2 pseudogenes are annotated in these 1,289 nt (G+C 68.4%); both read left to right on the forward strand.

Annotation, left to right across the window (positions count from 1 at the left end):
* Positions 1-176 precede the first annotated feature (176 nt).
* Positions 177-1,063, forward strand: a pseudogene (locus tag IF651_RS17275) (IS3 family transposase); the annotation flags it as partial.
* A gap of 69 nt (positions 1,064-1,132) precedes the next feature.
* Positions 1,133-1,289 (forward strand): annotated as a pseudogene (locus IF651_RS17280) (IS30 family transposase); the annotation flags it as partial.

Consider the following 1,289-nt stretch of genomic DNA (forward strand, 5'->3'; position numbering starts at 1 on the left):
CATCGGCCGATGAAACTCCCGTGGCGATCTGCCGCCAGAACTCGCGCTGCACCACCCGTGACGGCTCCGGCCGTCCAGGAGAGCGCATCGCCGGGCGAAGCGCGCGAGGGACTGCTGCACGGAGAGGTGACATCCGATGTGTGGTGCCGTGAGGTGCTGCTGGAAGGATGTGTCCCGTGCCCAGACCCCACCCCAAGGAGTTCCGCGACGACGTCGTGGCGATCGCCCGCCAGGGCGAGATCCCGGTCAAGCAGATCGCGAAGGACTTCGGCATCAGCGAGTCGTGCCTGCGCAACTGGCTGCACGCCGCTGACGTCGAGGACGGCGCCAAGCCCGGCGTGACGCAGGCCGAGTCGGCCGAGCTGCGCGAGGTGCGTAAGCGTGTGCGGCTGCTGGAGCAGGAGAACGAGGTCCTGCGCCGCGCCGCGGCGTACTTCGCGCAGGCGCACCTGCCGGGAAAATGAGCTACCCGCTGGTCCGTGAGCTCGCCGGCGACGGGATCCCCGTCACGGTGACCTGCCGGGTGCTCGACCTCGCACGTGCGCCCTACTACCGGTGGCTCATCGACCCGGTCACGGACCGCGAGCTCGACCAGGCGTACCTGGCGAACGCGCTGTTCGACGCCCACCGTGACGACCCGGAGTTCGGGTACCGGCTGCTGGGTGACGAAGCCCGAGACGCCGGCCACGTCGCATGCGACCGCACGATGTGGCGTCGGTGCGCCGAGGGCGGCTGGTGGTCGGTGTTCGGCAAGAAGAAGGGCACGAAGGGCGGCAAGAAGCCCGGCCCGCCCGCGCACGACGACCTCGTCCTGCGCGACTTCACCGCCGCCGAGCCCAACGAGTTGTGGTTGACCGACATCACCGAGCACCCCACCGGTGAGGGCAAGGTCTACCTCTGCGCGATCAAGGACGTCTACTCGAACCGGATCGTGGGGTACTCCATCAGCGACCGCATGAAGTCCTCCCTGGCCGTGGACGCCCTGAACTCCGCAGTCGCCAGACGCGCCATCGACGGCACTCAGGTGGACGGATGCATCGTCCACAGCGACAGAGGCAGTCAAGGCGGAATCAATTGGTCGTCGCAACACCCCTGATCTCGGAGGTGCGGTGTGGCGAAGGCAGTGTGGAGGATGAAGACCAGCGATGTTCCCGAGGGCGCGCGTCGGCAGTGGCGTGCTGATCGCGCGCTTCGCCCGGCGATGCGCTCTCCTGGACGGCCGGAGCCGTCACGGGTGGTGCAGCGCGAGTTCTGGCGGCAGATCGCCACGGGAGTTTCATCGGCCGATG

It is taken from the genome of Cellulosimicrobium arenosum (genome assembly GCF_014837295.1).
GTDB classification, from domain to species: Bacteria; Actinomycetota; Actinomycetes; order Actinomycetales; family Cellulomonadaceae; genus Cellulosimicrobium; species Cellulosimicrobium arenosum.